Consider the following 26,551-nt stretch of genomic DNA (forward strand, 5'->3'; position numbering starts at 1 on the left):
CGCAGGAGGCGCGAGGCCGACGGGCTACCTCTCATTCCTGTTCCTGGCGTGCCTCAGATGAAAATCCATCCTCCTGGCATAGCTATCCCCTTCATATGCCAGAAGTATTTCGGAGTGGCTTATCGCTTCCTCGATCCGGTCCAGCGCCTCCAGCGCAAACACCAATCGGCGCCTGTCCATCAGCCTTCCTTGGTTTATGTTGTATATATCCGTCAGGTTCGCATCATTTATGCTGCGCTGGACGGGGACGCCCCGATTCCTGTTCAGCGCATGTATTGAATTTCTGACCACGAAGCTGACTGCATTTTCATTTATTCTTACCGCTTCTGCATAGTAGTGACGGGCCATATCGAAGGCGTCGAAATCCCCCCTGGAAGAAAACATCCTCTCGACCCAAACATCCGCGTAGAAATTCGCGAGATTCAGGGCCACTTCCAGGTTGTTCTGCGACAGCCTGCCCGATTGGATATATGCCTCCTCCGCCCGCTGGAACTCGCCGCGTCGCTCATGGATCAGTCCCTCTGCCATGAAGATCACATGGTTGTTGGCATTGATGGACTTCGCCACGCCGATCTCGCGGATGGCGTCCTGATATCTATGCATATAGGAATATGCTATTGCCAGATTTATGACGATCTGAAAATTTTTTTCCGAACGATCGAGCGCGGCGATGTAATTACTCTCCGCCTCTCTGTAGTTTGCCATGGAAAAATATGCGTTTCCTCGATTTGCATAGACATGATAAGATTCATTATTGTATTGTAACGCCCTGTCGAATTCCCGTATGGCCGCCTGCGGATCCTGCATTTTCAGCAGATATATAATTCCCTGCAGATTTATCGCCCGCCAGCGTTCCGGCCTTGATATGAGCCTGCTTTCCGCCTCCCTCGCCAACCTCATCAACTCATCAGGGCTGCGACTCGCATCGGAATACTCCGCCGCTGCGACATGAAATGGAGATATCTCCATCAGGATGCGGACAGCCGCCCGTCGCAGCGCCTCGTCCAGCGCATCGTCGCCATTGATCTGAACATTGTGTATTCTGTTGCTTCCTTCGGTCATGCGAACGCGCAGGAAGCTGCCGCCCTCCTGCTCGACGATCTCGCCGAAGATTCGCGGGCGCGGGCGTGCCAGGGCGTGGCGAACCAGTTCCACCACGCCCGAGATCGACATGCCGGTCCCAGGAACGCTGAAATCGGGAAAATCCCGCCCCACGCCACCCGCGCGGGGCGCGAGATCGGTCGGCGCACGTCTCTGCAATCCTTCTATTTCGTCCAGAAGGCGCCGGGCCAATACATCCGATGTGAGCCCGCGGTTCGCCAGGGATGGCGGAACCGATATGGGCTGTATCAACACGACTGTCGTGTCGATTTCGTTCTTCACGATCCAGAAGCCCAGCAGCGTCACGGCTGCCAGCAGAACCGCGCCGATCGAAGCGGTGATGAAGGTGGGTATCCGGGCCAGAAATCCTGCCAGCCAGACGATCGCGTTCCCGATGCCGCGAATGATCGCCTTGACCTTGCTCTTCCATGTCGAAGGTGCCTCCGCCTCTCCGATGGGCGGCGGGGCCGGATCGGGGTGAATGGTCACCGGGAATTCGACGGGCCATTGCGCCATCGACACAGAAAATCGAATCCCCATGTGCCGCGCAATTCAATTCTTGTCTCACGCACCCAGCGTCCCGGCCGCCGCCGAACGCCGACAGGGCGAGGACGAATGCGGCGCCACCGGCGGCTGCGGCCAAGCCCTGCCCACCGCCTGGCGATGACGCTGCGGGCGAAGCCGCCTGCCTCACCGTGCCCGGAACAGCGGCCGGGCATCTCCACCGCAAGCTTGCTGCACCGCACAAAATTCTTGTTGCATCGCACAATGCGGTTCGCTATTTGTCCCCGTAAGACCTTCGGGGACGAAGGCAACGGGAAGGATCAGCCCCCGACGCACGGCCCCACAGGAGGGTTCCGATGTCGCGTCTGCTGTCCCGTCGCTTCATTCTCGCCACCGGCCTCGCCGCCCCGGCGCTGATCCAGGCTCGCAGCGCCAGCGCCTCCGAGGAAGTGGACGTCGAGCTCATCCTCGCCGTCGATGTCTCCCGCTCCGTCGATACCGAGGAGATGGAGATGCAGATGCGCGGCTATGCCGAGGCCTTCCGTGACCCGCGCCTGGCCGAGGGCATCGCCGGCGGGCCGCTCGGCGCGATCGCCGTCACCCTCTTCGTCTGGTCCGACTGGAACATCCAGCAGACCCTGGTCCCCTGGATGCGCCTCGACGGCGGGCCGAGCTGCGAGCGCTTCGCCCGCGCGATCGACGGCGCCTCCCGCGAGACCTACCTCTACACCTCGATCTCCGGCGCGATCGACTACGCCGGCAACCAGTTCGGCCAGCGCTATACCGGGCTGCGCCAGGTGGTCGACATCTCGGGCGACGGGGTGAACAATTCCGGCCGACCGCTCGCCGCCGCCCGGGCGGAGGCGCTGGAGAAGGGGATCGTGCTGAACGGTCTTGCCGTGCTGGACCGCACGCCGCCGCCCTCCACCCTGCTCGCCGGCCTTCCGCCGGTGGACGAATACTACCGCGACGAGGTGATCGGCGGACCCGGCGCCTTCCTCATGGTCGCCGAGGGATATGAATCCTTCGCCGACGCGGTGCGGCGCAAGCTGATCCGCGAGATCGCCGGCCTGTCCGGGCCGCTGGTGGAACGCGCGACAGCCTAGAGCGGTTTCCGTTCGCCTTGGCTCACGGCAACCGCTCCAGCCTTCTGCTTTCGCGAGCATCTTCACCCGATCAGGTCGACAATCTGATCGGGTGAAGATGCCCCCGACAACAGGAGGCTGGCGTGGCTGCGGTGAGCCCGGTCGAACGGGGACCGCTCCGGGCCGCGCCCCGCACGGGGGGGCTTGCGCCGCCGCGGCGGCACGCCATACCGGCGGTGATGACCCAGATTGCCACCATCATCGGGGGCAGGCCGGCCTCCCGCCGCCCGCCCGCATGACCCCGCCCCCCGAACGGGTCGAGGACGCCCTCGCTGATGCCTTCGCGCGGCTGTCGCGCGGCGCGGCCGACAGCGGCAGCCCCTTCCACACCCCGGCGCTGGCGACGCTCGGCCTGGACGGCGCACCGAACCTGCGCACCGTCGTGCTGCGTGCCGTCGATCCGGTCGCGCGCAGGCTGCGAATCCATACCGACCGGCGCAGCGCCAAGGCCGCCGAGATCCTCCGCGATGGACGCGCGATGCTGCATGGTTACGATCCCTCCGCGCTGGTCCAGATCCGGCTCTCCGGCCACGCGACCCTGCATCTGGAGGACGACATCGCCGAGGCCGCCTGGGCCGACAGCCGGGAGACGAGCCGCATGCTCTACGCCGCCGGGCACGCCCCCGGCACCCCCCTCCCCGCGCCGCCGCAAGCGCCGAGCGACGCCGAGGCGGGCCGCGCCAACTTCGCCGCCGTCACGCTGCGGATCGAGACGCTCGACTGGCTGCTGCTGGCCCCCGCCGGCCATTGCCGCGCGCGCTTCGCCTGGGGGACGGACGGGGCGCTCGCCGCCGGCTGGATCGCGCCATGAGCGAGCCTGCCATCCGCGAGGCCATCCTCGCCCAGGCCGCCGCGTGCGGGGCCGGGAAGAGCATCTGCCCCTCCGACGTCGCCCGCGCCCTCGCACCCGAGCAGTGGCGGCCGTTGATGACGCGCGTGCGCCGGGAAGCGATCCTGCTGGCGCGCGAAGGCCGGCTCGACATCCTGCGCAAGGGCAAGCCGGTGGATCCCGCCGAGGAGATCCGCGGCGTGATCCGACTGAGGATCCGGCCGTGATCTCCATGCTGTTCTCGCGCGGCGCCGATGGCGTGCCGGCGCCGTCGCCGCTCGATTTCGCGACCCTGGCCCTGCCGGCCACCCCCAACACCTGCCTGCTGACGCCGAGCACGGCGCCGGGCGCGGGCCACCTGCACCGCGACCCATTCCCCGTGCCGGTCGACGACGCCTTCGCCGCCATCCGCGCGGTCGCAGCCGCCCAGCCGCGCACCTTTCCGCTCGCCGACTACCCGGAGCGTCGCCAGGCGCAATGGGTCGTGCGCTCGCGGCTGATGAACTACCCCGACATCGTGGTGGCCGAGGTCGCGCCCGCCGGCGACGGCACCGGCCTCTGGCTCTATTCCCGCAGCCTGATCGGACGGTCGGATTTCGGGGTGAACCGGGCGCGCGTGCTGGCGTGGCTGACGGAATTCGAGGCGCGGCTGCGCCGCGGTTGAGGAGACAAGCATGCGCCGCCTCGGTCCCTTCCTGCGCGACGCCTGGGCGCTCGCCCGGCCCTACTGGTCCAGCGAGGATCGCTGGCGCGCACGCGGGCTGCTCGCCGTCGTCGTCGCGCTGAACCTTTCGCTGGTCGGCATGACGGTGCTGCTGACCTACTGGCAGCGCGCCTTCTACAACACGCTCGAGGCCAAGGACTGGGACGGCTTCATCGCCCTGCTCTTCACCTGGCACACCACCGAGGCGGAAGGCTGGCTGCCCGGCTTCTCCATCGTCGCGGCGGCCTACATCCTGATCGCGGTCTATCAGCTCTATCTGCGCCAGGCGCTGCAGATCCGCTGGCGGCGCTGGCTGACCGAGATCTACCTGACGCAATGGCTGGAAGGCCGTGCCTATTACCGCATGGCGCTGACCGACCCGGTGACCGACAACCCGGACCAGCGCATCGCGGAAGACGCGCGCATGTTCGTGGACGACACGCTCTCGCTCGGCCTCGGGCTGATGAACTCGGTCGTGACGCTGGCCTCCTTCATCATCGTGCTGTGGTCGCTCTCGGGGCCGCTGAACGTGCTGGGCGTCGAGATCCCGGGCTATATGGTGTGGGTGGCGCTGATCTATGCCCTGCTCGGCACCTGGCTCGCGCATCTCATCGGGCGGCCGCTGATCGCGCTGAACTTCACCCAGCAGAAGGTCGAGGCGGATTTCCGCTTCGCCCTGGTGCGCTTCCGCGAGAACAGCGAAGGCATCGCCCTCTATGGCGGCGAGGCCGACGAGCAGCGCGGCCTGACGCAGCGCTTCCGCGCGCTGATGGAGAACTGGTGGGCGATCATGACGGCCACCAAGCGGCTCACCTTCTTCACCGCGGGCTATACGCAGGTGGCGATCGTCTTCCCCATCGTGGTGGCGGCGCCGGCCTATTTCGCCGGGCGCATCCCGCTCGGCGGGCTGATCCAGACCTCCTCCGCCTTCGGGCAGGTGCAGGGCGCGCTGTCCTGGTTCGTCGACAACTACGCGCGGCTGACCGAATGGCGCGCGACGGTGGAGCGCCTCACCGGCTTCACCCGCGCGGTCCGCGCGGCACGCGGCGCCGATGCGGGGCCGGTCGTGGCGAAGGGCACGGCGCCCGCGCTGTCGCTGCGCGGCGTGACGCTGGAACTGCCGGACGGGCGCGTGCTGCTCGACCGCGGGGAGGCAGAGATCGCGCCAGGCGAGGCGGTGGTGATCACCGGCGCCTCGGGCTCCGGCAAGTCGACCCTGTTCCGCGCCATCGCCGGCATCTGGCCCTTCGGCAGCGGACGCATCGACCTGCCGGCCACCGGCCGCGCGCTGTTCCTGCCGCAGCGGCCCTATATCCCGCTCGGCACGCTCAAGCGGGCGGTCTGCTACCCGGAGGACGAGGCCGGCTTCACCGACGCGGCGGTGGCCGAGGCGCTGGAGGCAGCCGAACTCGGCCATCTCATGTCCCGGCTGCACGAGGCCGATGCCTGGGACAAGCGGCTCTCGGGCGGGGAACAGCAGCGCATCGCGCTCGCCCGCGCGCTGCTGCTGAAGCCGGACTGGCTGTTCCTGGACGAGGCGACGGCGAGCCTCGATCCGGGGGCCGAGGAACGGCTCTATCGGCGGCTGAAGGAAAGGCTGCCGGGCACGGCGCTGATCTCCATCGCACACCGCCCGGCGGTGGCGAGGTTCCACGGCCGCGCGATGAGGATCGAAGGGCAGAAGCTGAAGGTCGGGGGAGGAGAACCTCCCCCGAACCCCCTCCCTTCTCTTTCACCTGGAGACTGACCTTCGAAGTCAGCTCCCAGGTGACAAGGAAGGTTGAGGGGGGTCCGGGGGGAGAAGTTCCCTTCTCCCCCCCGCCTTCTTCAATCCACCGTGGCCCCGGACCGCCGCACCACCTCCGCCCAGCGCGCCACGTCCGCCCGCTGCGTCTCGCGGAACTGCTCCGGCGTATTCGGCGCGGCCGGCGGGCTGATCGCCTGGTTCTCGACCAGCCAGGCGCGGAACTCGGGCGTCGAGATGATGCGGTTCACCTCGGTGTTCATCCGCCGCACGATCGGCTCGGGCAGGTTCGCCGGACCGAGGATGCCGTACCAGGTCGAGGTGTCCATCGCCGGCAGGCCGCAGGCCTCGGCGACGGTCGGCACCTCCGGCAGGGCAGCGAGGCGTTCCCGCGTCAGCACGAAGAGCGGGCGGACCTGGCCCTGGCGGATCGGCCCCATGGCGGCGCCGGTCTGGTTGAAGAACAGGTCGGTGTCGCCGGCGAGCAGCGACGCGACCGCGCCGGGCTGACCACGGAAGGGCACGTGCAGCAGTTCGAGCCGGGCGGCGGTCGCGAATTGCGCGCCGGCAAGATGCGTCGATGCGCCGTTGCCCGTCGAGGCGTAGGACAGCGCCTGCGGCCGCGCGCGCGCCGCGGTCAGCACATCCTGGCAGGACCGCAGGTTCGGCCGCTTCTCCGGGTTCACGAGCAGCACGTTCGGCACGTCCCCGAGCAGGACGACAGGCGTGAAGTCGCGCATCACGTCGAACGGCAGGTTGCGGTACAGCGCCGCGTTGATCGCGTGCGTCCCGGCCGTGCCGAAGTAGAAGGTGTAGCCGTCCGGCCGCGCCTTCGCGACGTAGTCCGACCCGATATTGCCGCCGGCACCGGTGCGGTTGTCCACCACCACCGGCTGGCCCAGGGCGCGGGACAGCGGCTCGGCGAGGCGCCGGGCGTAGATGTCCGTCCCCGCGCCGTTCGGGAAGCCGCCCATCAGGGTGACGGGCCGGCTCGGCCAGGCGTCCTGCGCGAGGGCCGGCAGGGAAGTGGCGGCAGCAATCGCCGCGGCGAAAAGGGTACGACGCATCATGATCCCGGTCTCCTTGTATGACGTGCGGCTGGGCCGGCATGCGCGAAGGCGCTAGGCTGCCCGGCCATGAACGTCTCCTCCCCGGCCCCGAACCTCGCGCGGATCGCGCGCGGCGGGAAGTCCATCTATGGCGCGCCGCTCGGCATCCTCATGCTCGAGGCGCGCTTCCCCCGCATCCCCGGCGACATGGGGAATGGCGAAACCTGGCCCTTCCCGGTGCTGTTCCGCGTGGTGCGCGGGGCGACGCCGGAGAAGGTCGTTCTGAATGGCGCGCGCGGCCTGCTGCCGGAATTCATCGCCGCAGCGCAGGACCTGGTCGATCTCGGTGCCGAGGCGATCACCACCAACTGCGGCTTCCTCTCCCTGTTCCAGAAGGAGCTGGCGGCGGCGGTCGGCGTGCCGGTGGCGACCTCCTCCCTCATGCAGGTGCCCTGGGTGCAGGCGACGCTGCCGCCCGGAAAGCGCGTCGGCGTGGTGACGGTGAGCAAGGGGGCCCTCACGCCGGCGCACCTGGAGGCGGCCGGCGTGCCGCTCGACACCCCGGTCATGGGCACGGAGGGCGGTCGCGAATTCTTCCGCGTGCTGATCTCCGCGGCGAAGAACGACCTCGACGTGGCGCTCGCCGAGCAGGACATCCTGGACGCCGGGCGCGCGCTGGTGGCGGCGCATCCGGAGGTCGGCGCGATCGTGCTGGAATGCACCAACATGCCGCCCTATGCGGCAGCACTGCAGGCGGCGGTCGGGCTGCCGGTCTACGACATCTACTCGATGGTTTCGTATTTCCACGCCGGGCTGCGGCCGCGGTCTTTTGGTTGAGCCCTCGGGCACCGCGCATCCGCGCGGCTTGGCTTCGCGGCCGCGGGGCGCGCCGGCGGCGGCTGACGGTGGTGCGCGGTCGCGCTGTGCGCTCCCGGCTCGAGGCGGGGCCTCGGGCCGAAGGCGGGCCTGCCTCGAAGGCTGACGCGGTTCGTCCACCCGATGGGTGTCGCGCGTCCGGGGCGCTCCGACGGCAGCCGACGGGCGCGCGCGGTCGGACCGCGCGCGCCCGGCGAGCCGGCAGCGCGCCGCCATGCGCCGACGCGGCTCAGCCCTGGAAGAGGCTGAGCAGGCTCTGCGGCGCCTGGTTGGCGATGGAGAGCGACTGCGTGCCGAGCTGCTGGCGGATCTGCAATGCCTGCAGCCGCGCCGATTCCTTCGCCAGGTCGGCGTCGATCAGCGCGCCGAGGCCGCCGTCGAGCGCGTCGAGCTTGTCGCGGTTGTAGGCGATCTGGGCATCGACATAGCGCGAGTCCGAGCCGTACTGGTTCAGCGCATTGGCGATGACGGTGTTGACATTGCCCCAGTCGCCGCCGGCGGCAATGGCGGCCTGGGCCGTCGCCGCATCGGTCGGCGCGGCCGCGATCACCATGGTGCCAAGCCCGTCCACCGAGGTCAGGGTGTAGGTCGTACCGGCCTCGTTGCGGGTGGTCGTGATGTCGCCGCCCGCCGGCGCGGTGGTGGAGAGCAGCGTGCGCCCGTTGTAGGTGGCATCCGTGATGAAGTTCTGGATCTGGGTGCGCAGCGCCTCGTACTGGGCTTCGTATTGCGCACGCTGGTCGGTGTTGAGCGTGTCGTCGGCGAGGCGCACCAGGGTTTCGCGCACCTTCACCATGGTCTCGGACACCTTGTTGAGGCCGGAGAGCGCGGTGTCGAGAATGCCCTTCACGCCGCCGAGCTGCTCGTTCGCGGCGGTCAGGCCGGCGACGTCGGCGCGCACCGATTGCGCCACGGCGAAGGCCGCGCCGTCATCCTTCGCGTCCGAGACGCGGTAGCCGGTCGAGACGCGCTTCTGCGTGGTGTTCAGCGCCTCATTCGTGCGGTTCAGCGACTGCAGCGCCACCATGGCGCCCATATTGGTGTTGACGGAATTGAGGCTCATCGGGTTCTTCCCTTCGCAATGACGGGATATTCCCGTCGGCGTCGAAGTCTTGCGCAGGAAGGTGAAAGAACCGCTAACCGCGCCGTCGGGGGCGGGCAAGAAAAAGCCCCGCGGCCTTTCGGCGGCGGGGCTTTCACGGACCATCCCCGAAGGGATCAGTCCTTCATGTTCACGGCCTGGCGACCGCGCTGGCCGTCGCGCACCTCGAGCGAAACCTTCTCGCCCTGCTGCACGTCCTGCTTGCCGGCGCGCTGCAGGACGGAGGAGTGCAGGAACACATCCTGACCGCCATCGTCCGGCGTCACGAAACCGAAGCCGCGGACCTGGTCGAACCACTTGACCGTGCCGTTGATGTCGTAGGTCGGCCCGCCCTCATCGCGGCCGAATTCGCGCCGCGGCGGACGGTCGCCGAAAGCGCGCGGCGGACGGTCGCCGAAGCCGCCGCCACCGAAGCCGCCGCCACCGAAATCGCGGCGCGGGGGACGGTCCCCGAAGTCGCGCCGCGGCGGACGGTCGCCGAAGCCACCGCCACCGAAGCCACCGCCGCCGCCGAAGTCACGGCGCGGGGGGCGATCGCCGAAATCGCGCCGCGGGGGACGGTCCCCGAAGCCACCGCCGCCGCCGAAATCGCGACGCGGCGGGCGCGCACCGGCGCCGCCGCCCTCGCCGCGCTTCAGTTCGACGATCCGCGTCACCAGACGCCGGCCCTGCCGGTCCGTGCCGATCTCGCAGACGAGCTTGTCGCCGGTGTCCGGCGGCTCGATCCCCGCCTCGGTCAGCGCCGAGGCATGGAAGAAGACGTCGTTGCCGTCCGGCCCGAGCACGAACCCGAAGCCTTTACGACCATTGTACCATTTCACCTCGGCCTCGATCGGCCCGGCGCCACCCTGGTTATCGATATCGGAAGACACGTTCCTGCAGTTCCACGAATAACAGGCGATCCTGCGGGATGCAGGACCGCTGAGTGTCAGGATGGCACCGCCAACACCCGAAAGCGAGAAAAATTCGGGGCCGCCTCTTCAGGCGAATCGCCGGGGATCGAAGGACGCGATCGGGATCTCCGGCGGGCGGCCGGAGAGCAGGTCCGCCACCACCCTGCCCGTCCGCGCCCCGGCCACCAGGCCGGTATGGCCGTGGCCGAAGGCATGGATCACGTCCGGCGTCGCGCTCGACGGGCCGAGGCAGGGCATGCCGTCCGGCATCGACGGACGATGTCCCATCCACACCTTCACGCGGCTGGTCGGCAGGTCCCGCGGCAGGCCCGGGAAGCAGCGCAGCAGGTGGTCGCGCAGGATCTCCGCCCGCTTCCAGTTGGGCTCGGCCTCGAGGCCGGCGATCTCCACCTGGCCGGCGCAACGCAGCCCGTTCCGGGTCCGCATCACCGACATCTTGCCATCCGAGGGCATCAGCCCGTGACGGGGGGCGACCTCGGGGTCCGCGACCTCGGCGTGGTAGCCGCGCTCGGTTTCGAGCGGCACGTTGTCCCCCGCCGCCGCGGCGAGCGGCTTGGCATGCGCCCCGGCGGCGATGATCGCGGCATCGGCCAGGATGTCGCCCTGGGTCGTGCGCACGGCGGTCAGCCGCCCGCCCTCGATGGCGAAGCCGGTGGCGGCGGCGCGGCGGAGGTCCGCCCCCTGCCTGACGGCATGCGCCACCAGCGCGGCGGTGTAGGCGCCGGGGTCGGTGCAGTGCCCGCCCTCCTCCACCAGCACGCCGAAGGTGTAGCGGCGGTCGAGCTCCGGTTCCCGCTGCCGCAGGTCGTTGGCGTCGAGTTCGATCCAGCGTACGCCGACCCTGTGCCGGATCTCCCAGGCCATGGCCTCGGCCTCGAAATCGGCGCGCGAAGGGTAGACGTAGATCAGGCCGCGGCGCTCGATCAGGTGGCCGACGCCAGCTTCCTCCGCCAGCGCCTTGTGCAGCGCGGGCGCATCGACCACCAGCGGGCGCAGCGCGCGGGCGGCGGCCTCGACACGGTCCCAGGTCCAGCCGGCGCGCAGGTAGCGGATCAGCCACGGCGCGACGCGCGGGAAGTAGGACCAGCGGATCGCCAGCGGCCCGAGCGGGTCCGCGAGGAACTTCGGCACCTTCTTCCACAGGCCGGGCACCGCCGGCGGGATGACCGACATCGGGCTGAGCCAGCAGCCATTGCCGTAGGAGGCGGCCTGTTCGCCGCCCGGCTCGGCCGGATCGACAATGGTGACGCGGAAGCCGCGGCGAAGCGCCTCCACGGCCGAGCAGGCGCCGACGATGCCGGCGCCGATCACCGCCACATGGCGTGTCATGATGCGCGTATTTTCCCGATCGTTTTCGAGGGGCCGGACTGCACCTGCTTGCCCGCCAGATGCTGGTCGAGGAAGAAGAGGCGGTCCTGGCCCCAGAGCCAAAGGTCGTCACAGAAATAGGTCGGCGCGCCGAAGACGCCGCGGTGCACCGCCTCCAGGTTGTTGCGGTCCCATTCCGCCATCACGGAAGGGCTTTCCTCCTCCCGGTGCAGGGCTTCGCCGGGCAGTCCTTCCTCCTCGGCGATGGCGACGCGCACGCGCGGGTCGGCGATGTCGCGTTCCTCGAGCCACAGCGCGCGCAGCAGCGCGTGGGAGAGCGACATGGCGTCCATGCCACGCGCCTGCGCCGCCATCACCATGCGGCCCGCCGGGCGCTGGTCGGTCGGCGGGTAGTGCTTCGGCTTCAGCCTCAGCGGCAGGCCGAGATGACGCGACCAGCGGTCGAGTTCCAGCGCGTGGTAGTCCTGCCGTGGCTCCGGCCGCGAGCGCAGCGGGATGCCGCCGGTGTGCTTGATGACCAGGCGGAAGTCATAGGGCCTGAGGAGGAGCGTCGCGCCGTGGCGCTTCACGATGTCCTGCAACTGCGGCCCGCCGAGATACATCCACGGCGAGGAGAGGGTGTAGAAGCACTCCACCGTCTGGCCCATGGCGGTCACCCCTTCTGGGTGCGGCCGGGATCGGCCGCGGCGAGCAGCGAGACATGGGCGGAGACGACGCGCCAGCCATGCCCCGGCAGGCGCGCCATGATCTTCGTCTCGCGCCCGATCAGGCCGGTGCCGACACGCTCGTACTCCAGATGGGTGCAGGCGAAGTCGCGGCCGAAGCTGGTGATGTGGATACGCTTCTGCATGCGGGGCGCGTAGGATCTCACGGTGGCGCGGAAGGCGCGGATGGCGTCGATGCCGTAGAGGATCTCGGTGATGCCGAAGCGGACGGTGCGCGGGTCCGGCCAGAAGGAGGCATCGAGCACCGCGGTGTCATTGGCCGCGATAGCGGTCTCGTAGCGGTCGAAGACCGCGCGGACCTCGGCGATGATGTCTGGGTCGTCGATCTCCACGGTCCGGCTCCCGATCCTGCGGAAAGATGCCGCGCGGCGCCCCGCTTGGCGAGGGCCGAGTTCAGGCCGCCGCGCAGGCCGCAGGTGTCAGGGCAAGGGCCGCCAGCTCCAGCACGCGCCCGCGAGTCGCAGGGAGAGCCAGCCGCCCAGGCCCTCGGGCAGGATGCGGCCGAGCGACGCGCCCGGCAGCCTGTCGCGCAGCCAGGCTGCCTCGTGCCGGCCATGCAGCCGGAAGGCGGTGCCGAAGATGCGCCGCCATTCCGCTTCGCTGCGGTAGAAGGTCGCGCGGCGGACATGCGCGCATTCCTCGGCCGCCGCCGCGTCCGTGACCGGACGCCCGCGCAACAGGCGCGCAAGCCGGAGCAGCCGCCGCTCGGCCTTCGATCCCTCCGGGAGGCGATGCACCAACGGGGCGCCGAGATGCGGCTCGACCCAGGTCTCCCGGACGGGAAAGAGGGCCAGCAGGATGCCCTCCGGCGTCAGCACCCGCCGCAGTTCGGCGAGCGCCTTCTCAGGTTCGGGAACGTGCTCGAAGACCTGGTTCGCCGTCACCACGTCGAAGCTGCCGTCGGCGAAGGGCAGCGAAGCGTCGGGGGAGAACAGCGCGACGCGGCCCGGCACGCGGACACCGAGGGAGAACATGTCCCACTCCGCGTTCTTCACATCCACGCCGAAGGCGTCGAAGCCCTGGGCGAGCGCCGCCTCCAGCAACCCGCCGCGGCCGCAGCCGAAATCAAGGAACCGCCCGCCGGGGCGCGCGAGGCTCGCGGCCATCTCCGCCGCGAAGCCGTAGTTGCGCGACACGACTAGGACCGGAGGAGGACGGCCGCCCCCTCCCTGCTCAGGCATCCGGGCCAGCAAGGTGCTGGCTCGCATCCAGCCGGGGCGTGCAGCGCTGCCACCCGTCCGCTGACTTCCGTCATAATCGGTGTCACCCCGCCGCCGCGACCGCGCGCTTGGCCATGACCGTCACCAGATGGGCACGATATTCGGCGCTGCCGTGGATGTCGCTGTTGAGGTCGTCCGCGGCCTGCTTCACGCCGGCGACAGCATCCACCGACCAGTTGGCGGCAAGTGCGGCCTCCATGTCCGCCTGGCGGAAGACGCAGGGGCCGGCGCCATTGACCGCGACGCGCACGCCGCCGGCCGTCTTCGCCACGAAGACGCCGGCCATGACGTAGCGGCTCGCCGGGTTCTTCATCTTGGCGTAGCCCGCCTTCTCCGGGATCGGAAACTCGATCGCGGTCAGGATCTCGCTCGGCTCGAGCGCCGTGGTGAACATCCCGAGGAAGAAGTCGTCCGCGGCGATCTTGCGGCTGGAAGTGTGGATGGTCGCGCCCAGGCCGAGCACGGCAGCCGGGTAATCCGCCGCCGGGTCGTTGTTGGACACCGAACCGCCCATCGTGCCGCGATTGCGCACCTGCACGTCGCCGATATGGTCGGCCATATAGGCGAGCGCCGGGATGGCGGCCTTCACCTCCGCGCTCGTCGCGACCTCGACATGGCGGGTCAGCGCGCCGATGACGATGGCATTGCCGACCTTCCTGATGCCCTTGAGCTCGGCGATGCCTGACAGGTCCACCAGCGCCGAGGGCTTGTTCAGCCGATGCTTGAGCGCCGGCAGCAGTGTGTGGCCGCCGGAGATCGCCTTCGCGTCGGGATCGGCCAGCAGCTTGACGGCGTCGGCGACCGTGGCGGGCTTGTGGTAGGCAAAATCGTACATCTCGCTTGCTCCTTGCGTCGCGATCCGGCCGGTCTACGCCTCCGCGCCTCGACAGGGTCCGCGCGAAGCGTGCTTCGCGGGGTGTCTCGGCGCTCCGACGATCGGCCGGCGGCTGGTCCCCTACTCCGCCGCCTGACGGCGGCCGCCATTGATGATCTGCCAGATCTTGGCCGGTGTCGCCGGCATGTCCAGTGTCCGTACGCCGTAATCGCGCAGCGCATCCACCACGGCGTTGATGACGGCGGGCGGGGAGCCGATCGCACCCACCTCCCCGCAGCCCTTCACGCCGAGAGGATTGTGCGTGCACAGCGTGGTGTGCGTCGCCACGCCGACCGGCGGCAGGTCATCCGCGCGCGGCATGGTGTAGTCCATCATCGACCCCGAGAGGAGCTGGCCATCCGCGTCGTAGATGCAGGTCTCCAGCAGCGCCTGGCCGATGCCCTGGGCGATGCCGCCCTGCACCTGGCCCTCCACGATCATCGGGTTGATGACTCGGCCGACATCGTCCACGGCCGTGAAGTTCACCATCGAGACCTTGCCCGTGTCGGGGTCGATCTCGACCTCGGCGATGTGGCAGCCGCCGGGATAGGTGAAGTTCTTGGGGTCGTAGAAGGCGGTTTCCTCGAGCCCGGGCTCGAGTTCGTCGATCGGGTAGTTGTGCGGCACGTAGGCGGCCACCGAGATGTCCACCAGCGCCTTGGTCTTGTCCGTGCCGGCGACGCGGAAGGTGCCGCGGTCGAACTCGATGTCGTCGACCGAGGCCTCCATCAGGTGGGCGGCGATGCGCTTGCCCTTGGCGATGATCTTGTCCATCGCCTTCATCATCGCGCTGCCGCCGACCGCGAGGCTTCGGGACCCGTAGGTGCCCATGCCGAAGGGCACCTTGGCTGTATCGCCATGCACGATGTCCACCTGGGATACCGGCACGCCGAGCTTGTCGGCGACGAGCTGGGCGAAGGTGGTCTCGTGCCCCTGGCCGTGGCTGTGCGCGCCGGTCAGCACCGTCACGCTGCCGGTCGGGTGCACGCGGATGGTGCCGACCTCATAGAGGCCCGCACGGGCGCCAAGGCTGCCCACCACGGCCGAAGGAGCGATGCCGCAGGCCTCCAGGTAGGTCGAGCAGCCGATGCCGCGCAGCTTGCCCTGCCGGGCGGCTTCAGCGCGGCGCGCTTCGAAGCCGGCCCAGTCGGCCGCGGCCAGCGCCTGGTCCAGCGTCGCCTGGTAGTTGCCGGAATCGTACTGCAGCGCCACCGGCGTCTGGTAGGGGAACTGGTCGGGCTGGATGAAGTTGCGGCGACGGAGCTCGATGCGGTCGATGCCGGTCTCCTTCGCCGCCACGTCCATCAGCCGTTCCAGCAGGAAGGTCGCCTCCGGCCGGCCGGCGCCGCGATAGGCGTCCACCGGCACGGTGTTGGTGAAGACCGCCTTCACCTCACAGTAGATCACCGGCGTCGTGTAGGTGCCGGCGAGCAGCGTGGCATAGAGGTAGGTCGGCACGCAGGGCGCGAAGGTGGACAGGTAGGCGCCCATGTTGGCGTAGGTGTGCACGCGCAGGCCGAGGATCTTGCCGTTCGCATCCAGCGCGAGCTCGGCCTTCGACACGTGGTCGCGGCCGTGCGCGTCCGACATGAAGGATTCGGTGCGGTCCGCCGTCCACTTGACCGGGCGGGCCAGCTTGCCGGCCGACCAGGTGACGATCGCCTCCTCGGCGTAGTGGTAGATCTTGGAGCCGAAGCCGCCGCCGACATCCGGCGCGACCACGCGCAGCTTGCTCTCGGGAATGTGCAGCACGTTGGCGCCCATCAGCAGGCGAATGACGTGCGGGTTCTGGCTGGTGGTATGGAGGGTGTACTCGCCCGTCGTGCGGTCGAACTCGCCGAGCGCGGCGCGCGGCTCCATCGCGTTCGGGATCAGGCGGTTGTTGACCAGGTCCAGCGAGACGACCTTGGCGGCGCCGGCGAAAGCCTGGTCGAGCACCGCCTTGTCGCCGATGTGCCAGTCGTAGCAGAGGTTGTTCGCCACGCCGTCATGGATCACCGGCGCGCCGGGCTTCAGCGCGGCTTCCATGGTCGCCGCGGCCGGCAGCACCTCATAGTCCACGATGACCGCTTCCGCCGCGTCGCGCGCCTGTTCGCGCGTCGCGGCGATGGCGACGGCGACCGGGTCGCCGACATGGCGCACCTTCTCGGCCGCCATGACCGGGTGCGGCGGCTCGGCCATCGGCGAGCCGTCCTTGTTGTGGATCTGCCACCCGCAGGGCAGGCCGCCGAGCGCGTCCTTCGCCATGTCGGCGCCGGTGAACACCGCGACCACGCCCGGCATCTTCGCCGCCGCGGCGGTGTCAACGCCCCTGATGCGCGCATGGGCGTGCGGGCTGCGGACGATCCAGGCGTGCAGCTGCCCCTGGCGGTTGAAGTCGTCCGTGTAGGCGCCGCGTCCCTGGAGGAAACGGAAATCCTCCTTCCGCCGGACGCTCGCGCCGATGCCTTCGAACGGTGCCACGACGTTCATGACCTGTCCCCTCCCTTGAGGGCTTTTCGTTGAGCGGGCCGGCTTCGCCGGTCCCGAATTGTTGAGGCGCGCGCGAGCGCGCCCGATTGCCCGCGGCCGGCAAAGCCGCCCGCCGCTACTCCGCCGCGCGCGCGATCTCGCTCCGCCTGCCGTGCATGACCTCGGCCGCGGCGGCGATCGCCTTGACGATGTTGTGGTAGCCCGTGCAACGGCAGAGGTTGCCCTCGAGACCCTCGCGGATCTGCTGCTCGGTGAGCCCGCCGGGGTTCTTCTGCACCAGGTCGATCGCGCTCATGACCATGCCCGGAGTGCAGAAGCCGCACTGCAGGGCGTGGTATTCGCGGAAGGCCTCCTGCATCGGGTGCAGCGTGCCGTCCGGCTTGGCGAGGCCCTCGATGGTGGTGACCTGCGCGCCATCTGCCATCACCGCAAGGGTGGTGCACGACTTCACGCTCTCGCCGTTGATGTGCACGACGCAGGCGCCGCACTGGCTGGTGTCGCAGCCGACATGGGTGCCGGTCAGCCGCAGCTTCTCCCGCAGGAGCTCCACCAGAAGAGTGCGGCCCTCCACCTCGGCCGTGTGGGTCTGGCCGTTCACGGTCAGTGTGACCTGCGGCATCGTGCGTCTCCCTGAGTCGATGGATCGCCGCGCATGTGGTGCCCGGCTGTCGGGGCGCAAGCCTCGCGCTGCCGCCCATGCCTCGTCAAGCGTCGGACGCTGCCCGGACGCGCGGCGATCCGCGGGTTGCGAATGAGTCGCAACACCTTGCCGGCGCCGCGGTCCGGCTGCACCGGCCCAATGCCGCGTCAGCCGGTTCATCGCGATCAGAAGCGGAAACAGCGCCGAGATGACTGGCCGCAGCGGCACCCAGGCTGCGCCCAGGACCGTCACCACGCCCGACAACCGCGGCTGACCCGACGACAACGCGCCAGACCGGGGCACAGGAGCCCGACGCCTTGAAATTCCCAGCAGATGCGCCGGAAAACCGCCTGGATCCGGCGGTGGTCGGCGGAGGGGACGGGCAATGCCTCCTTTGCCCGTCCCCCGCGCGATCAGTGATGCGCGATCACCGCTGCCCCGCGCGCGCCGGCCAGCGGGTTCTCCGCCGCCGGCAGGTCGTGCAGATGGCAGGCCGCGAAATGGCCGTCCTCGGTCTGCCGGAGCTGCGGCTCGTCCTGCTTGCAGCGATCGAAGGCGTAGGGGCAGCGCGTGTGGAAGCGGCAGCCCTTGGGCGGCCGGATCGGGGACGGCACGTCACCCTTGAGGATGATGCGCTCCCGCGCCGCGCCGGGCTCCGGCACCGGCACGGCGGAGAGCAGCGCCTCGGTATAGGGATGCTTCGGCGCGGCGAAGAGCTGCCGCTTCGGCGCGACCTCCACGATCTTGCCGAGGTACATCACCGCGACGCGGTGCGTCATGTGCTCGACGATCGCCAGGTCGTGGCTGATGAAGAGCATCGCCAGGCCGAGTTCCTTCTGCAGGTCCTGCAGCAGGTTCACGATCTGCGCCTTCACCGAGACGTCGAGGGCGGAGACCGCCTCGTCGCAGATGATAAGGTCCGGATCCGCCGCCAGCGCGCGCGCGATGCAGATACGCTGGCGCTGGCCGCCGGAGAATTCGTGGGGCCAGCGGTTCACCGCATCGCGCGGCAGGCGCACGCGGTCCATCAGCTCGGCCACGCGGCGCTCGATGTCCGCGGCATCCTTCGCCAGGCCGAAATTGCGGATCGGCTCGGCGAGGATGTCGCGCACGCGCATGCGCGGGTTCAGCGAGGAGAACGGATCCTGGAAGACCACCTGCATGCGCCGGCGCATCGGCCGCAGCGTTCCGGCCGGCATGTCGTCGATGCGCGTGCCGTCGAGCACCACCTGCCCGTCGGTGATGTCGAACAGCCGCAGGATGGCCTTGCCGACGGTGGACTTGCCGCAGCCGGACTCGCCGACCAGCGACAGCGTCTCGCCCTTCTCGATCGAGAAGGAGACACCGTCCACCGCGTAGACATGGCCGGTGACGCCGCCGAAGAAGCCGGCGCGGATCGGGAAGTGCTTCTTGAGGTCGTTGACCTCGAGGATCGGCTGGCTCATGCGGCGACCGCCTCCTTCATGGCGTAGTGGCACGCCGCGATATGGCCATCGGCCTTTTCCTCGAGCGCGGGGGCGACCTTCCGGCAGAGGTCCGTCGTGTGGCTGCAGCGGCTGGCGAAGACGCAGCCTTCGAGCTTGCGCTTGAGGCTCGGCACCAGGCCCGGGATCTCCTGCAGCCGCGTTTCCTCCCCGGTCAGGGAGGAGCCGAGCTTCGGCATCGAGCCGAGCAGGCCCTGGGTGTAGGGATGGCGCGGGTTGCGGAAGAGCTTCTCGACCGAGGCTTCCTCCACCTTGCGGCCCGCATACATGACAATGACGCGTTCCGCGACTTCGGCCACCACCCCGAGGTCATGGGTGATGATGACGATCGCCGCCCCCACGGTGCGCTTGAGGTCCCGCATCAGGTCGAGGATCTGCGCCTGGATGGTGACGTCGAGCGCGGTGGTCGGCTCGTCCGCGATCAGCAGCTTCGGATTGCAGGCGAGCGCGATGGCGATCATCACGCGCTGGCGCATGCCGCCCGAGAGCTGGTGCGGGTATTCGCGCACGCGCCGCTCGGGTTCGGGGATGCCGACGAGCTTCAGCATCTCCACCGCGCGGGCCTCGGCCTGCTGGGCGGACATGCCCTGGTGCAGGCGGAGCGTCTCGCCGATCTGCCGTCCCACGGTGAGCACCGGGTTCAGCGAGGTCATCGGCTCCTGGAAGATCATGCTGATCTCGTTGCCGCGGATGGCGCGCATCTCGCGGTCCGAGCACTTCAGCAGGTCGCGGCCGTTGAAGCGGATGGAACCGGCGATCTTGCCCGGCGGCTCGGGGATGAGCCGCAGGATGGACATGGCGGTGACGGACTTGCCGCAGCCGGACTCGCCCACGATCGCGACGGTCTCGCCGGCGTTGACGTGGAAGTTCACGCCGTCGACCGCACGGTTGATCCCGTCGGGCGCGCGGAAATGCGTCTGCAGGTTCTCGACTTCGAGCAGTGCCATGGGCGTCAGATCCTCTTGGCCATGCGCGGGTCGAGCGCATCGCGCAGACCGTCGCCGAGCAGGTTCACGGCGAGCACGGTGATGGACAGGAACAGCGCGGGGAAGAACACAATGTAGGGCTTCACCTGCCACAGCGCGCGGCCTTCCGCCATGATGTTCCCCCAGGAGGGGATGATCGGCGGCGTGCCGGCACCGATGAAGGACAGGATCGATTCCACGATCATCGCGGAGGCGCAGATGTAGGTCGCCTGCACCGTCATCGGCGCCACGGTATTGGGCAGGATGTGGCGCCAGATGATGACCGGCGTGCGCGTGCCGCAGGACACCGCGGCATCGACATAGGGCTGCTCGCGCAGGCTCAGCACCACGCCGCGCACCAGGCGGGAGACGCGCGGCACCTCGGCGATGGTGATGGCGATGATGACGTTGCCGACCGAACCTCGCGTCAGCGCCATCAGCGCGATGGCGAGCAGGATCGGCGGGATGGACATCATGCCGTCCATCACGCGCATGACGATGCTGTCCGCCCAGCGCACGAAACCGGAGACCAGGCCGATGGTGAGGCCGACGATCGAGGACAGCACGGCCACCGAGAAGCCGACGATCAGCGACACCCGCGCCCCGTAGATGACGCGCGAATAGACGTCCCGGCCCAGCATGTCGGTGCCGAACCAGTACATGGCCGAGGGTTCGCGCGTGCGACGGGCCGGCGCCAGCGCCGTCGGGTCCACGGTGAACAGCAGCGGCGCGAAGACCGCCATCAGCACCATCAGCAGCACGATGGCGCCGCCGATGGCGATCGAGGGGTTGCGCCACAGGAAGCCGATGAATCCCTTGCGGGTCTTCACTGGCGGCATGATGTCGGGCATCGGCGTCGCGGCCTTGACGGCCTCCGGCGACACCTGGCCCGGGCTGAGAACGGAAGCGGAGGCCATCAGTACCGGATCCTCGGGTCGAACAGGGTGTAGAGCAGGTCGATCGCGAGATTGACCAGCACGTAGACGAAGGAGAACAGCAGCACGACGCCCTGGATGACGGGGTAGTCGCGCCGCAGGATCGCATCCACGGTCAGCCGGCCGAGGCCCGGAATCGCGAAGACGCTTTCCGTCACCACCGCGCCGCCGATCAGCAGCGCGATGCCGATGCCGATGACCGTCACGATCGGCACGGCCGCGTTCTTCAGCGCGTGCAGGAACAGGATGGAGGTCTGCCCCGCGCCCTTGGCGCGCGCGGTGCGGATGTAGTCCTGCTGCAGCACTTCCAGCATCGTCGCGCGGGTGATGCGGGCGATCAGAGCGATATAGACCGAGCCCAGCGCGATGGCGGGCAGGATCAGGTTCTCGAACCACGGCCAAAGGCCCTCGCTGAACGAGGTGTAGCCCTGCACCGGCAGCCAATCGAGTTCGAGCGCGAAGACGTAGGCGAGCAGGTAGCCCACCACGAAGACCGGCACCGAGAAGCCGAGCACCGCGAAGCCCATCACGGAACGGTCGATCCAGGTGCCGACCTTCCATGCCGCCACCACGCCCATCGGGATGGCGATGGAGACGGCGAGGATCAGCGTCACGAGCATCAGCGACAGCGTCGGCTCGATGCGCTGCTTGATCATCGTCACGACCGGCAGGTTGGTGAAGATCGAGACTCCGAGATCACCCCGCAGGATGTCGAACACCCAGGCCCCGAACCGGACGAGGTAAGGCCGGTCGAGGCCCAGGCTCTGGCGGATGCGTTCGACGTCCTCGGGGGTCGCCTGGTCGCCCGCGATGACTGCCGCCGGATCGCCCGGCGCGATGTAGAGAAGACTGAAGACGAAGAGCGCCACCACCGCCATCACGGGGATGGTGGCGAGGACTCGGCGGACGACATAGGCGAACATGTTTCTCGCTTGCCTGTTGGCTTGTTATGCCTTCGTGACATTCCAGAAGAAGGGCAGCGGCCCCTTCTGGATGCCCGAGACGTTGCTGCGCCACGCGGTGTAGCCCAGGAAGAAGCCCGTGGGGGCGTAGACGACGTAGTCCATCGCGGCGCGGTTGATCTTCGCCATCGCCGCGCGCTCGCTGGCCGCGTCAGGCGCCGCGAACCACTCGGCGACGCCGGCCTCGACGGCCTGGTTCGACGGCCAGCCGAACCAGGCGCCGTCGCCATTGGCGCGCAGCGCGTTGTAGGAGGCCGGGTTCACGCAGTCGGCGCCGGCGTGCCAGGTGTGGAACATGGCCCAGCCGCCCTGGTTCGGCGGGTTCTTCATCGCACGCCGCTGGCCGACCGTGCCCCAGTCGGTGGCGACGAAATCGACATTCATGCCGAGCCGCTTCAGCAGGTCGGCCGTCACGTCGCCCATCGCCTTGAGCGGCGGCTGGTCCTGCGCGACCAGGCAGGTGACCGGCTGGCCCGAATACCCGCCCTCCGCGAGCAGGCGCTTGGCCGCATCGATGTTGCGCGGCCCCTTGAGGATATCGCCGCCTTCCTCGGTGTAGCCGGGCGTCCCCGGCGTGAAGAAGCCAGGCAGCGGCTTCCACAGCGCATCGTCGCTGCCGACGATGGCGCGCATGTAGTCCTCCTGGCTCATGGCCATCAGGATGGCCTGGCGCACCTTCTGGCTGTTGAAGGGCGCATGCAGGTGGTTCATGCGGAACGCGCCGACATTGCCGAGCGGGTCGGCGATATCCACGCGGATGTTGCGGTTGCGCCGCATCACCGGGATCAGGTCGGACAGCGGGTTCTCCCACCAGTCCACCTCCCCGTTCTGCAGCGCGGCCGAGGCGGTGGCCGGGTCGGGCATCACCACCCATTCCACGCGGTCGACGTTGATGCGCTTGCCGCCCGAGAGCCAGTTCGCCGCCTCGCTGCGCGGCACGTAGCCGTCGAACTTCTGGAACACCGCCTTCGCACCCGGCACCCACTCGTCGCGCAGGAAGCGCATCGGGCCGGAGCCGACATACTCGCCGATCTGCTGGAAGGGATCGGTGCGCGCGATGCGCTCCGGCATGATGAAGCAGATCGGCGTGTTGGTCTTGCCGAAGGCGAAGCGCATCTTCGGATAGGGGCTCTTGAGCACGATGCGGAAGGTGCGGTCGTCGACCGCCGTCATCGCGTTGAGCTGCGCGCGGATCATCTGGCCCATCGGATCGCGCGGCATCCAGCGCGTGATGGAGGCGATGACGTCCTTCGCCAGCACCGGCTCGTTGTCATGGAACTTGAGCCCGGCGCGCAGCTTGAAGGTCCAGGTCAGGCCGTCCGAGGAAACCTCGTCGCCCTCCACCATCTGCGGCTTCGGCTCGAGCTTGTCGTCCACGCCGTAGAGCGTGTCCCACACCATCGCCGAGGCGTTGCGGACGACATATTGCGTCCCCCAGATTGGGTCGAAATTCGCCAGGTTGGCCTGCGGCACGAAGCGCAGCGTGCGCGCCGCGGCCCCCTGCGACAGCGCCGGAGCGGACATGCCGCCCGAGCCTCCGATCGCCGCCGCGCCCACACCCGCCTTGAGGAACGTCCTACGGTCCATTCACCGTCTCCCGATTGGCACCCTGGCAGAGCCTCTCCTGCCTGGGGCGCAGTCACATTGCATCAAATGTAGGCGCTTCACCAGCACCCTCGGGGGCTGCCCCCTGCCTCGACGCGACCGGTCCAGACCGGCCGCGCCGCATTGCGGCAGAAGATCAGCATTTAACGTGCCAGGAGGGGCGTCAGCCCTTGCCGATGTTCCAGAACACGGTGGCAGGCGCGCGGAAGACGCCCGTCACGTTGCGGCGCCAGGCCGAAGGCTGCCAGTAGTAGCCGAGCGGGATGTAGTACATCTCGCGCATCGCCACGCGGTTGAGTTCCTCGGCGATGCGGCGGCCTTCGGCCGGATCGCCCCCCTTCTCGACCCATTCGCCGCGCAGCCGCTCCACCTCCGGCACGTCCGGCCAGCCGAACCAGGCGTTGTTGCCGTTGGCGCGCAGGAAGAGGTTGAACACCGGCAGCGCCAGCGACTGGCCGGAGGAGGTGGTGTGGAAGACGCTCCAGCCGCCGCGCTCCACCGGCTCCTTGCTGGCGCGGCGCTGGACCACCGTGCCCCAGTCGGCCGAGATGAATTCGAGGTTCATCCCGATGCGCCGCAGCAGGTCGGCGGTGACGAGCGACAGCGCATTGATCTGCGGGTAGTCGCCCGGCGCGATCAGCACGACCTTCTCGTTGTTGTAGCCGGCCTCGCGCAGCGCCTGCTTCGCCCGTTCGACGTTGCGCACCTTGAGCAGGTCGCTGCCCACTTCGTTGGCAAGCGGGGTTCCGCAGGTGAAGACGCCCTCGCAGGCGCCCCAGTCCGCCGGATCGTCGCCGGCGACCGCGCGCAGGTAGTCGCGCTGGTCCACCGCCATCGCGACGGCGCGGCGGATCGCCGGGTTGTTGAAGGGCGGCTGCAGGGTGTTGAAGCGGCAGACGCCGTAGGTGCCGTCGAGCAGGCGCTGCTCCACCACCACGTCGCGCGCGCGGCGCAGCATCGGCAGCAGGTCGTGCAGCGGGTATTCCCAGTAGTCCTGCTCGCCCTGCGCCATCGCGTTGCCGCTCGTCGCGGGGTCGGTGATGATTGTCCACTCGATGCGGTCGATGCGCGGGATGCGGCCGCCGGCAAGGCCGTCCACCGGCTCCTGGCGCGGCACGTAGCGCTCGTTGCGCGCCCAGACGGCGCGCTGGCCAGGGTTCCACTCGTCGCGCACGAACTTGAAGGGGCCCGAGCCGACCGTCTCGCGGATCTGCTGGAAGGCGTCCGTCCCGGCGATGCGCTCGGGCATGACGAAGCAGGGGAACTGGGTCTGTCCCAGCGCCATGATCAGCAGCGGCGTCGGCTTGCTCAGCCGGAAGCGGAAGCGCCGGTCGTCGAGCGCGCTGAGCTCGGCGACATTCGGCCACAGCACCTGCATGAAGGGATCGCGCCGGCGCCAGCGGTCGATCGAGGCCACCGCGTCCTTCGCGAGCACCTTCTCCCCGTCATGGAAGAAGAGATTGTCGCGCAGCGTGAAGGTCCAGCTCAGCTGGTCCGGGGAGATCTCCCAGCCCTGCGCCATCTGCGGCCTGATGTCGCCCTTGGAATCCTGGGCGCAGATCTGGTCGTAGATCATGAAGGCGTGGTTGCGGGTGACGACCGCCGTCGTCCACACCGGGTCCAGGCTGGTGAGGTTCGCCTGCGGGATGACGCGCAGCGTGCGCGCCGCAGCGCCTTGCGACAGGGCCGGCGCGGAGACGCCCGCCGCGGCGAGACCCGCGGTGGCGCCGAGGAAGGTTCTGCGTTCCATGGCTTGCATCTCTCCGTGTCAGGCCCGCCGGATGTTCCAGAACAGCGCGAGCCCGGGAACGCGGTTGGTCAGGTTGCGCTTGATCGCCGTCAGCGAGAGGTAGGAACCGACCGGCACATAGGGCAGCTCGTCCATCGCGACCGTCTGCATCTCGCGCGCGATGCGCTGCTCGGCCGCGAGGTCGGGCGCGTCGAACCAGGCGTCGCGCAGCTCCTCGAGCCGCGGCACGGTCGGCCAGCCCACCCAGGCCTGCGCGCCGTTGCCGCGCACCGGGAAATGCGCCGCCGGGTCGGCGAAGTCGAAGGAGGAGAAGGCGGTGAGCAGCATCGACCAGCCGCCCTTGTCCACCGGCTCGCGCGAGGTGCGGCGCTGCACCACCGTCCCCCAGTCCGTCAGCACGATGTCGGCGTTGAAGCCGAGCCGGCGCACGAGGTCGGCGCAGACCTGCGTCATCGCCGAGGGGGCGAGGATGTCGGTCGGCCCGATCAGGCGCATCGGCTGGTTCGTGTAGCCGGCCTCGCGCATCAGCGCCTTGGCGCGGTCGAGGCTGCGCGGCCCGGTGAGCGGCCCCATGCCGGCGTCGTTCGCGAGCGGCGTGCCCGGCGTGAACAGCCCGACATTGGTGAAGTAGGTCGCCGGATCGGTGCCGACGATCGCCTGCATGAAATCCTCCTGGCTGATCGCCGGAAGGATCGCCTGGCGCATCTTCTTGTCGTTGAAGGGCGCGTGCAGATGGTTGAAGCGCAGGATGCCGGTCAGCGGCAGCGGGTCGATCGCCTCGATCGCGATCTGCCGGTTGCGGCGCAGGAGCTGCTGGATCTCCGGCGGCGGCTGCTCGTACCAGTCGATCTCGCCGGTCTGCAGCGCGGCGGCCGCGGTCGCGGCATCGACGATGATGTGCCACTCGACGCGGTCGAAATGCGCGACCTTCGGGCCGGCGGTCAGGCTCGGCGTGCCGTTCGCCACCGGCACGTAGTCGGCGAAGCGCTCGTAGACCACGCGGCTGCCGGAGTTGAACTCATCGGCCTTGAACTTGAAGGGGCCGGAGCCGATCGCCTCGCGCACCTGCTGGAAGGGGTCGGTCTCCGCCAGGCGCTGCGGCATGATGAAGGCCGGGCTGTTGGAGACCTGGCCGAGCGCCTTGAACAGCAGCGGGAAGGCCCGCTTCAGGCGGAAGCGCAGGCGGCGGTCGTCCACCACCTCGATATCATCGACCACCGTCGCGAGCTTCTGGCCGAAGGGGTTGCGGCGCATCCAGCGCTTGATGGAAGGCACCGCATCCTGCGCGCGCACCCTCTCGCCATCGTGGAACTTCAGCCCCTCGCGCAGGGTGATGGTGACGGTCTTGCCGTCATTCTCGGCCACGTGGCCCTCGGCCATCTGCGGCTGCGGACGGAACTGCGCGTCCAGGCCGTAGAGGCTGTCGTAGATCATGTGCCCGTGGTTGCGGGTGATGTTCGCGGTCGTCCAGATCGGGTCGAGGCTGGTCAGGTTCGCCTGCGGCACCATCTTCAGCACGCGGCTCTGCGCGGGCTGCGCAAAGGAAGCGCGCGGCAATGCGGCAGCGGCCCCCGCGGCAGCGGAGGCTCTCAGCAGGTCACGGCGGTTCATACTCAGTCTCCC

Annotated in this window: 24 protein-coding genes; 6 read left to right on the plus strand and 18 right to left on the minus strand. The window is 69.0% G+C overall.

The features are described from left to right. Positions 1-24: 24 nt before the first annotated feature. Positions 25-1,617 (minus strand): tetratricopeptide repeat protein, encoded by a 1,593-nt coding sequence (locus GXW74_RS01785; protein ID WP_211844546.1) that lies wholly within the window; start codon positions 1,615-1,617, stop codon positions 25-27. A gap of 344 nt (positions 1,618-1,961) precedes the next feature. Between GXW74_RS01785 and GXW74_RS01790 the strand changes: the two genes are divergently transcribed. The 5 genes from GXW74_RS01790 (at position 1,962) to GXW74_RS01810 (ending at position 6,029) form a co-directional block, all read left to right on the plus strand. Further along, complete coding sequence (locus GXW74_RS01790) at positions 1,962-2,711, plus strand: DUF1194 domain-containing protein (RefSeq protein WP_211844547.1); 750 nt, start codon at positions 1,962-1,964, stop codon at positions 2,709-2,711. Between the two features lie 274 nt (positions 2,712-2,985). Beyond that, on the plus strand, positions 2,986-3,561 hold the full coding sequence (locus GXW74_RS01795) for a pyridoxamine 5'-phosphate oxidase family protein (protein WP_211844548.1): 576 nt from the start codon (positions 2,986-2,988) through the stop codon (positions 3,559-3,561). Further along, positions 3,558-3,806 (plus strand): DUF3253 domain-containing protein, encoded by a 249-nt coding sequence (locus tag GXW74_RS01800; RefSeq protein ID WP_211844549.1) that lies wholly within the window; start codon positions 3,558-3,560, stop codon positions 3,804-3,806. Before GXW74_RS01795 ends, GXW74_RS01800 begins: the two co-directional genes overlap by 4 nt. A gap of 5 nt (positions 3,807-3,811) precedes the next feature. Further along, positions 3,812-4,243: a DUF1499 domain-containing protein gene (locus tag GXW74_RS01805; RefSeq protein WP_246522768.1), complete on the plus strand. Its 432-nt coding sequence runs from the start codon at positions 3,812-3,814 to the stop codon at positions 4,241-4,243. 10 nt (positions 4,244-4,253) lie between these two features. Beyond that, positions 4,254-6,029, plus strand: a complete 1,776-nt coding sequence (locus GXW74_RS01810; RefSeq protein ID WP_211844551.1) for an ABC transporter ATP-binding protein/permease — start codon at positions 4,254-4,256, stop codon at positions 6,027-6,029. 80 nt (positions 6,030-6,109) lie between these two features. Here GXW74_RS01810 and GXW74_RS01815 read toward each other — a convergent pair whose 3' ends face one another. Continuing rightward, positions 6,110-7,096 carry a Bug family tripartite tricarboxylate transporter substrate binding protein gene (locus GXW74_RS01815; protein ID WP_211844552.1) on the minus strand — a complete coding sequence of 329 codons (987 nt, stop codon included), beginning with the start codon at positions 7,094-7,096 and terminating at the stop codon, positions 6,110-6,112. A 66-nt stretch (positions 7,097-7,162) separates the two neighbouring features. Here GXW74_RS01815 and GXW74_RS01820 point away from each other — a divergent pair, with 66 nt between their 5' ends. Next, a complete protein-coding gene (locus tag GXW74_RS01820; protein ID WP_211844553.1) occupies positions 7,163-7,912 on the plus strand; it encodes an aspartate/glutamate racemase family protein in 750 nt (249 codons plus the stop codon). A gap of 268 nt (positions 7,913-8,180) precedes the next feature. Here GXW74_RS01820 and GXW74_RS01825 read toward each other — a convergent pair whose 3' ends face one another. The 16 genes from GXW74_RS01825 to GXW74_RS01900 form a co-directional block, all read right to left on the minus strand. Then, positions 8,181-9,014, minus strand: coding sequence for a flagellin (locus GXW74_RS01825; RefSeq protein WP_211844554.1), 834 nt, complete (start codon positions 9,012-9,014; stop codon positions 8,181-8,183). 155 nt (positions 9,015-9,169) lie between these two features. Continuing rightward, positions 9,170-9,925: a cold-shock protein gene (locus GXW74_RS27810; RefSeq protein ID WP_338148106.1), complete on the minus strand. Its 756-nt coding sequence runs from the start codon at positions 9,923-9,925 to the stop codon at positions 9,170-9,172. Between the two features lie 108 nt (positions 9,926-10,033). Beyond that, the gene (locus tag GXW74_RS01835; RefSeq protein WP_211844555.1) at positions 10,034-11,296 is read right to left on the minus strand and encodes an NAD(P)/FAD-dependent oxidoreductase; all 1,263 of its coding nucleotides are present in this window, start codon (positions 11,294-11,296) and stop codon (positions 10,034-10,036) included. Then, positions 11,293-11,943, minus strand: a complete 651-nt coding sequence (locus GXW74_RS01840; protein WP_211844556.1) for a 2-hydroxychromene-2-carboxylate isomerase — start codon at positions 11,941-11,943, stop codon at positions 11,293-11,295. The genes GXW74_RS01835 and GXW74_RS01840 overlap by 4 nt, the downstream gene beginning before the upstream one ends. 5 nt (positions 11,944-11,948) lie before the next feature. Then, positions 11,949-12,353, minus strand: a complete 405-nt coding sequence (locus tag GXW74_RS01845) for an AtzH-like domain-containing protein (RefSeq protein ID WP_211844557.1) — start codon at positions 12,351-12,353, stop codon at positions 11,949-11,951. Positions 12,354-12,440: 87 nt separating this feature from the next. After that, a complete protein-coding gene (locus GXW74_RS01850; protein ID WP_211844558.1) occupies positions 12,441-13,157 on the minus strand; it encodes a class I SAM-dependent methyltransferase in 717 nt (238 codons plus the stop codon). A gap of 127 nt (positions 13,158-13,284) precedes the next feature. Further along, on the minus strand, positions 13,285-14,076 hold the full coding sequence (locus GXW74_RS01855; RefSeq protein WP_211844559.1) for an FAD binding domain-containing protein: 792 nt from the start codon (positions 14,074-14,076) through the stop codon (positions 13,285-13,287). Positions 14,077-14,196: 120 nt separating this feature from the next. Next, on the minus strand, positions 14,197-16,587 hold the full coding sequence (locus tag GXW74_RS01860) for a xanthine dehydrogenase family protein molybdopterin-binding subunit (RefSeq protein WP_211844560.1): 2,391 nt from the start codon (positions 16,585-16,587) through the stop codon (positions 14,197-14,199). A 115-nt stretch (positions 16,588-16,702) separates the two neighbouring features. Then, the gene (locus tag GXW74_RS01865; RefSeq protein ID WP_211844561.1) at positions 16,703-17,206 is read right to left on the minus strand and encodes a (2Fe-2S)-binding protein; all 504 of its coding nucleotides are present in this window, start codon (positions 17,204-17,206) and stop codon (positions 16,703-16,705) included. 434 nt (positions 17,207-17,640) lie between these two features. Next, a complete protein-coding gene (locus GXW74_RS01870) occupies positions 17,641-18,672 on the minus strand; it encodes an ABC transporter ATP-binding protein (protein WP_211844562.1) in 1,032 nt (343 codons plus the stop codon). Further along, positions 18,669-19,658, minus strand: coding sequence for an ABC transporter ATP-binding protein (locus tag GXW74_RS01875; protein WP_211844563.1), 990 nt, complete (start codon positions 19,656-19,658; stop codon positions 18,669-18,671). The genes GXW74_RS01870 and GXW74_RS01875 overlap by 4 nt, the downstream gene beginning before the upstream one ends. Before the next feature lie 5 nt (positions 19,659-19,663). Beyond that, complete coding sequence (locus GXW74_RS01880) at positions 19,664-20,593, minus strand: ABC transporter permease (protein WP_338148107.1); 930 nt, start codon at positions 20,591-20,593, stop codon at positions 19,664-19,666. After that, on the minus strand, positions 20,593-21,534 hold the full coding sequence (locus tag GXW74_RS01885) for an ABC transporter permease (RefSeq protein WP_211844564.1): 942 nt from the start codon (positions 21,532-21,534) through the stop codon (positions 20,593-20,595). The genes GXW74_RS01880 and GXW74_RS01885 overlap by 1 nt, the downstream gene beginning before the upstream one ends. 24 nt (positions 21,535-21,558) lie before the next feature. Further along, positions 21,559-23,160, minus strand: a complete 1,602-nt coding sequence (locus tag GXW74_RS01890) for an ABC transporter substrate-binding protein (protein ID WP_211844565.1) — start codon at positions 23,158-23,160, stop codon at positions 21,559-21,561. Between the two features lie 181 nt (positions 23,161-23,341). Continuing rightward, positions 23,342-24,928: an ABC transporter substrate-binding protein gene (locus GXW74_RS01895; protein ID WP_211844566.1), complete on the minus strand. Its 1,587-nt coding sequence runs from the start codon at positions 24,926-24,928 to the stop codon at positions 23,342-23,344. An 18-nt stretch (positions 24,929-24,946) separates the two neighbouring features. Further along, positions 24,947-26,539 carry an ABC transporter substrate-binding protein gene (locus tag GXW74_RS01900; protein WP_211844567.1) on the minus strand — a complete coding sequence of 531 codons (1,593 nt, stop codon included), beginning with the start codon at positions 26,537-26,539 and terminating at the stop codon, positions 24,947-24,949. Between the last annotated feature and the right edge of the window lie 12 nt (positions 26,540-26,551).

It is taken from the genome of Neoroseomonas eburnea (genome assembly GCF_018129005.1).
Lineage (GTDB): Bacteria > Pseudomonadota > Alphaproteobacteria > Acetobacterales > Acetobacteraceae > Neoroseomonas > Neoroseomonas eburnea.

Bases quoted from the DNA above. Each gene is read 5' to 3' on its own strand.
- GXW74_RS01785 (WP_211844546.1), bottom strand. From the start codon at position 1,617: ATGGCGCAATGGCCCGTCGAATTCCCGGTGACCATTCACCCCGATCCG.
- GXW74_RS01790 (WP_211844547.1), top strand. From the start codon at position 1,962: ATGTCGCGTCTGCTGTCCCGTCGCTTCATTCTCGCCACCGGCCTCGCC.
- GXW74_RS01795 (WP_211844548.1), top strand. From the start codon at position 2,986: ATGACCCCGCCCCCCGAACGGGTCGAGGACGCCCTCGCTGATGCCTTC.
- GXW74_RS01800 (WP_211844549.1), top strand. From the start codon at position 3,558: ATGAGCGAGCCTGCCATCCGCGAGGCCATCCTCGCCCAGGCCGCCGCG.
- GXW74_RS01805 (WP_246522768.1), top strand. From the start codon at position 3,812: ATGCTGTTCTCGCGCGGCGCCGATGGCGTGCCGGCGCCGTCGCCGCTC.
- GXW74_RS01810 (WP_211844551.1), top strand. From the start codon at position 4,254: ATGCGCCGCCTCGGTCCCTTCCTGCGCGACGCCTGGGCGCTCGCCCGG.
- GXW74_RS01815 (WP_211844552.1), bottom strand. From the start codon at position 7,096: ATGATGCGTCGTACCCTTTTCGCCGCGGCGATTGCTGCCGCCACTTCC.
- GXW74_RS01820 (WP_211844553.1), top strand. From the start codon at position 7,163: ATGAACGTCTCCTCCCCGGCCCCGAACCTCGCGCGGATCGCGCGCGGC.
- GXW74_RS01825 (WP_211844554.1), bottom strand. From the start codon at position 9,014: ATGAGCCTCAATTCCGTCAACACCAATATGGGCGCCATGGTGGCGCTG.
- GXW74_RS01835 (WP_211844555.1), bottom strand. From the start codon at position 11,296: ATGACACGCCATGTGGCGGTGATCGGCGCCGGCATCGTCGGCGCCTGC.
- GXW74_RS01840 (WP_211844556.1), bottom strand. From the start codon at position 11,943: ATGGGCCAGACGGTGGAGTGCTTCTACACCCTCTCCTCGCCGTGGATG.
- GXW74_RS01855 (WP_211844559.1), bottom strand. From the start codon at position 14,076: ATGTACGATTTTGCCTACCACAAGCCCGCCACGGTCGCCGACGCCGTC.
- GXW74_RS01860 (WP_211844560.1), bottom strand. From the start codon at position 16,587: ATGAACGTCGTGGCACCGTTCGAAGGCATCGGCGCGAGCGTCCGGCGG.
- GXW74_RS01865 (WP_211844561.1), bottom strand. From the start codon at position 17,206: ATGCCGCAGGTCACACTGACCGTGAACGGCCAGACCCACACGGCCGAG.
- GXW74_RS01870 (WP_211844562.1), bottom strand. From the start codon at position 18,672: ATGAGCCAGCCGATCCTCGAGGTCAACGACCTCAAGAAGCACTTCCCG.
- GXW74_RS01875 (WP_211844563.1), bottom strand. From the start codon at position 19,658: ATGGCACTGCTCGAAGTCGAGAACCTGCAGACGCATTTCCGCGCGCCC.
- GXW74_RS01880 (WP_338148107.1), bottom strand. From the start codon at position 20,593: ATGGCCTCCGCTTCCGTTCTCAGCCCGGGCCAGGTGTCGCCGGAGGCC.
- GXW74_RS01885 (WP_211844564.1), bottom strand. From the start codon at position 21,534: ATGTTCGCCTATGTCGTCCGCCGAGTCCTCGCCACCATCCCCGTGATG.
- GXW74_RS01890 (WP_211844565.1), bottom strand. From the start codon at position 23,160: ATGGACCGTAGGACGTTCCTCAAGGCGGGTGTGGGCGCGGCGGCGATC.
- GXW74_RS01895 (WP_211844566.1), bottom strand. From the start codon at position 24,928: ATGGAACGCAGAACCTTCCTCGGCGCCACCGCGGGTCTCGCCGCGGCG.
- GXW74_RS01900 (WP_211844567.1), bottom strand. From the start codon at position 26,539: ATGAACCGCCGTGACCTGCTGAGAGCCTCCGCTGCCGCGGGGGCCGCT.